The following is a 5077-nucleotide window of genomic DNA, read 5'->3' as shown; positions in this document are numbered from 1 at the left end:
CGTGTGCATACGAGTTTGTTGGCGGTGTGAGTGGAGTTCAGACGTGGGCTGTTCCGCTCGCCGGCCGCTGGGCGTCGCGGCTCGGGCGGGCCGGCCGCTCGGCGTCGCGCGCCGGGGCGGGCGTCCCAATTCGGGGAATGCGGCGAATCTGAGTCTTGCGTATTGCCGGCGGGTCCGCTCCGCTGCACTCTTTCGCAGTGATGGCCATCGATCAAGGGCCGTCCACCGGCGACCGCCCACCCGGCGGGGCCGGACCCACCCCACCCGGAGGACCCATGAGAACCCCCACCCCCCGATCCGCCTGGCTGGCCGCGCTGGCCGTGGCGGCGGCGACGGTCGTGACCGCCTTTTCGGCGACCGCCGCGCCCAGCGCCACCGTCCGGGCCGCCGTCCCCGCCGCCGCGCCGGACGTCCCGCTGGCCAACGTGAAGGCGCACCTGTCCCAGCTCCAGTCCATCGCCACCGCCAACGGCGGCAACCGGGCGCACGGCCGCCCCGGCTACCTGGCCTCCGTCAACTACGTCAAGGGCCAGCTCGACGCGGCCGGGTTCAGCACCGCGGTGCAGTCGTTCACCTACAACGGCGCCACCGGCTACAACCTGATCGCCGACTGGCCGGGCGGGGACACCAACCAGGTGGTGATGACCGGGGCGCACCTGGACAGCGTCTCCTCCGGCCCCGGCATCAACGACAACGGCTCCGGCTCGGCCGCGATCCTGGAGACCGCGCTCGCCGTGGCGCGCAGCGGCTTCACCCCCACCAAGCACCTGCGCTTCGCCTGGTGGGGCGCCGAGGAGCTGGGGCTGCGGGGCTCGCAGTACTACGTGAACAACCTGCCGTCGACCGAGCGCAGCAAGATCAAGCAGTACCTCAACTTCGACATGGTCGGCTCGCCAAACGCCGGCTACTTCGTCTACGACGGCGACAACTCCGACGGCGTCGGCTCCGGGCCCGGCCCCGCCGGCTCCGCCCAGATCGAGCAGACCATCCAGGCGTACTTCACCTCGATCGGCGTACCCACCCGGGGCACCGACTTCGACGGCCGCAGCGACTACGGGCCGTTCATCAGCGTGGGCATCCCGGCCGGCGGCACCTTCACCGGCGCCGAGGGCATCAAGTCCAGCACCCACGCCTCGCTCTGGGGCGGCACCGCGGGCCAGGCGTTCGACCCGTGCTACCACCGCTCCTGCGACACCACCACCAACATCAACGACACGGCGCTGGACCGCAACGCCGACGCGATCGCGTACACCGTGTGGGCGCTCGCCGGCACCGGCACCCCACCGGGCACCACCGTCTTCAGCGACAACTTCGAGACGGCCACCGGGTGGACCACCAACCCGGCGGGCACGGACACCGCCACCCTCGGCCGGTGGGAGCGCGGCGACCCCGCGGCCACCAGCTCCGGCGTGGCCACCCAGCTCGGCACGACCGTCAGCGGCAGCTACGACCTGGTCACCGGGCCGCTCGCCGGCAGCAGCGCCGGGGCGTACGACCTCGACGGCGGGGTGAGCACCATCCAGTCACCGGCGATCACGCTGCCGTCGACCGGCACGCTCACCCTCCACCTCGCCTGGTACCTGGCCCACCTGAACAACTCCAGCAGCGCCGACTACCTGCGCGTACGGGTGGTCGGGACCAGTACCGTCACGGTGGTGAACGCGACCGGGGCGGCGACCGACCGGGCGGCGGCCTGGCAGAACAGCGCCGTCGACATCACGGCCCTGCGCGGGCAGACCGTGCGGATCGTGGTCGACGCGGCCGACGCGAGCGGGGCCAGCCTCGTCGAGGCGGCCGTGGACGACGTGCGGATCGACCAGAGCTGAGCCGGTACGGGGCCCCCTGTGCAGGCCGGTGAACCGGACGACAGGGGGCCTTCGGCGCACCCTCAGCGGGCGTACAGCCGGCACGGATAAAATGGCTGCATGATCGACTCTTCTGCCCAGGAGGGCAGCAGTAGCCAGCCGGGTCGTGCCCGGCGATTCCCGACCCCGACGACCCCGGGAGCCCTGAGCGACCCGTGTTGATCGTCGTCGGTCTTCTTCTCATCATCGTCCTCACCGTCGCCACGGGATACTTCGTGGCCCAGGAGTTCGGCTATGTCGCCGTGGACCGGGGCCGGCTCAAGCAGCTCGCCGACGACGGCGACAAGGCCGCCGCCCGGGCGCTGGAGGTGACCGGGCGGCTGTCGTTCATGCTCTCCGGCGCGCAGCTCGGCATCACCGTCACCGCCCTGCTGGTCGGTTACGTCGCCGAGCCGTTCCTCGGTGCCGGGCTGGCCGAGCTGCTCGGCGTGACCGGCGTCTCCACGGCGGTCAGCCTGCCGCTCTCGGTCGTCCTGGCCCTGGTCATCGCCACGGTGGTCCAGATGGTCCTGGGCGAGCTGGCGCCGAAGAACCTCGCCATCGCCCGGCCCGAGCCCCTCGCGAAGGCCCTGAGCAGCTCCACCCTGGTCTACCTCAAGGTCGCCGGTCCGCTGATCAAGCTCTTCGACCGGGCAGCGGTCCGGTTGCTGCGCCGCGTCGGCATCGAGCCGATCGAGGAGCTGCCCAGCGGCGCCACCCCGCAGGACCTCGAACAGATCATCGCCGAGTCCCGCCAGGAGGGGCACCTGACCGCCGAGATGTCCACGCTGCTCGACCGGGGGCTCGACTTCCGCGAGCTGACCGCCGGCGAGGCCATGGTTCCCCGCGTCGACGTGCACACCGTACGCGCGCACGAGCCGGTCAGCCGGGTGGTCGAGCTGCTCGACACCGGCAAGAGCCGCTTCCCCGTACGCGGGGCGGAGGGCGTCGACGACCTCGTCGGCGTCATCGGCATCGCCGACGTGCTCGGGGTGCCGCCGGAGCGCCGCGCGACCACCCCGGTCAGCGCGGTCGCCGGCCCGCCGCTGCTGGTGCCCGAGACGCTGCCGCTGCCGACGGTGCTGGACCGCCTCCGGTCCGGCCACCGCCAGCTCGCCTGCGTGGTCGACGAGTACGGCGGCTTCGCCGGCGTGATCACGCTGGAGGATCTCGCCGAGGAGCTGGTCGGCCCGATCCGCGACGAGGACGACCCGCCGGAGCGGGCGCCCGCCCGGCAGGACGACGGCTCCTGGGTGGTGCCGGCCCGCTGGCGCATCGACGAGGTCGCCGACAGCACCGGCATCGCGCTGCCCGAGGGCCCGGAGTACGACACCCTCTCCGGCCTGGTCATGCGGGAGCTGGGCCGGGTGCCCGAGGTCGGCGACCGGCTGGAGATCAGCCTGCCCGCCGACGGCGAGGACGGCCCGGTCGAGCCGCGCGCCCTGGTCGAGGTGCTGGCCGTCGACCGGCACGTCGCCGACTCGGTCCGGCTGCGGCTCGCCGAGCCGGGGGAGGTGTCCGCGTGAGCCCCGGCATCGCCCTGTTCACGTCGGTGATCCTGCTGGCGTTGAACGGCTTCTTCGTGGCCGCCGAGTTCGCCCTGGTGGCCAGCAAGCGCTACCGGCTGGAGCAGGCGGCGGCCGGGGGCGGCCGCGCCGCCCGGGCCGCGCTGGACGGCGTACGCGAGCTGTCGCTGATGCTCGCCGGCGCGCAGCTCGGCATCACGCTGTGCACCCTGGGGCTCGGCGCGCTCGCCGAGCCGGCGATCGAGCACCTGCTCAGCCCGCTGCTGCACGCGGTGGGCCTGCCGGACGCGGCGAGCCACGTGATCGCGCTGGTCTTCGCGCTCAGCGTGGTCACCTTCCTGCACCTGGTGGTCGGCGAGATGGCGCCGAAGTCCTGGGCGATCACCGACGCGGAGCGCTCGGCGGTGCTGCTGGCGTTGCCGTTCCGCGCCTTCGCGCGGGTCGCCCGCCCGGTGCTGTCGGTGATGAACGCCCTGGCCAACGCGATGCTGCGGCTGGCCAAGGTCAACCCGCAGGACCAGCTCGCCCAGGTGCACGGCCCCGACGAGCTGCGCATCCTGCTGGAGCAGTCCCGTGAGCACGGCCTGCTCGGGGCCGAGCAGCACCAGATGCTGACCAGCATGCTGGAACTCCAGGGCACGACTGTCGCCCAGGTCATGGAGCCGTTCCAGGAGATGGTGACGGTCCGCCGCGACGAGGACGCCGCCCGGATCGAGCAGGTCAGTCGGGACAGCGGCCGGTCGCGGCTGGCCGTGCTGGACGCGAGCGGGGACGTCTGCGGCCTCGTCCACGTCCGGGAGGCGGTGCGGGCCACCACCACGGGTCGTACGGTCACCGCCGGCGACCTGATGACCAACGCCTTCACCCTGCCCGCCTCCGCCACGGTGACCGACGCCGTGGCGGCGATGCGCGCCCGGCAGTCCCAGCTCGCCCTCGTACGCAACGGCGGCGGGCCGGCCAGGCCGATCGGCTTCGTCGCGCTGGAGGACCTGCTGGAGGAGGTCATCGGCGAGTTCGACGACGAGACCGACCCGGTGCCGCGCGGGCGGCGCATGAGGTGAGCCACCGGCGTCCGTGCGGTACTTCGGCGAAGACCGCACGGACGCCCGCCCCGTCCGCGACGCTGGTCCTGGGCGGACCCGCAGGGCTGGTCCTGGGCGGACCCGCAGGGCTGGTCCTGGACGGATCCGCAGGGCTGGTCTTGGGCGGACCCGCAGGGCTGGTCTTGCGCGGACGCGCAGGGCTGGTCCTGGACGGATCCGCAGGGCTGGTCCTGGGCGGATCCGCGAGGCTGGTCCTGGACGGACGCGCGACGCTGGTCCTGGACGGATCCGCGAGGCTGGTCCTGGACGGACCCGTGGCGCCGGACGCGGGCGGAGTCCGGTCCGGGACGGGTCCGCGGGTCCGCCGCCCGCGCGGATCCCGTCCCGTGGTGATCGGGGCGGGGCGGAGGCGACGGGGGAGTGCGGTGCGGCTGACGGGAGTGTCACCGGAGTCCGGATGGACCGGGCTGTCCGTCCGGACCGCCCTGGCCAATCCCAGCACCCGCCCCGGGCTGCGGTTGCCCGGCCGGGTCACCGTCGTCGCCGGCTCGGTCGACGTGCCGGTGCTGCACGTCCGGCTCGGCCTGGTCACCACCCCCCAGCCCGACCCACCCGAGGCACAAATGAACATCACAACTCATAAAACCCGTAACACCGCCTACAA

At 73.1% G+C, this 5077-nt stretch carries 4 protein-coding genes; all 4 read left to right on the top strand.

From position 1 onward, the window contains the following. Positions 1-275: 275 nt before the first annotated feature. Positions 276-1826: a M28 family metallopeptidase gene (locus ACWENR_RS29545; RefSeq protein ID WP_452280229.1), complete on the top strand. Its 1551-nt coding sequence runs from the start codon at positions 276-278 to the stop codon at positions 1824-1826. A 194-nt stretch (positions 1827-2020) separates the two neighbouring features. After that, positions 2021-3370, top strand: coding sequence for a hemolysin family protein (locus ACWENR_RS29540; protein WP_452280228.1), 1350 nt, complete (start codon positions 2021-2023; stop codon positions 3368-3370). Continuing rightward, the gene (locus tag ACWENR_RS29535; protein ID WP_452280227.1) at positions 3367-4431 is read left to right on the top strand and encodes a hemolysin family protein; all 1065 of its coding nucleotides are present in this window, start codon (positions 3367-3369) and stop codon (positions 4429-4431) included. The genes ACWENR_RS29540 and ACWENR_RS29535 overlap by 4 nt, the downstream gene beginning before the upstream one ends. A gap of 407 nt (positions 4432-4838) precedes the next feature. Next, positions 4839-5077, top strand: a 239-nt coding sequence (locus ACWENR_RS29530; protein ID WP_452280226.1) for a sporulation protein, incomplete at its 3' end; no start/stop codon positions are given.

It is taken from the genome of Micromonospora sp. NPDC004336 (assembly GCF_053602615.1).
Note: the sequence above shows the minus strand (reverse complement) of the source record. Positions and strands in the feature narration are given on the sequence as shown.

What these genes read in the sequence shown, in the direction of transcription:
- ACWENR_RS29545 (WP_452280229.1), top strand. Translation starts at nt 276, where the DNA reads ATGAGAACCCCCACCCCCCGATCCGCCTGGCTGGCCGCGCTGGCCGTG.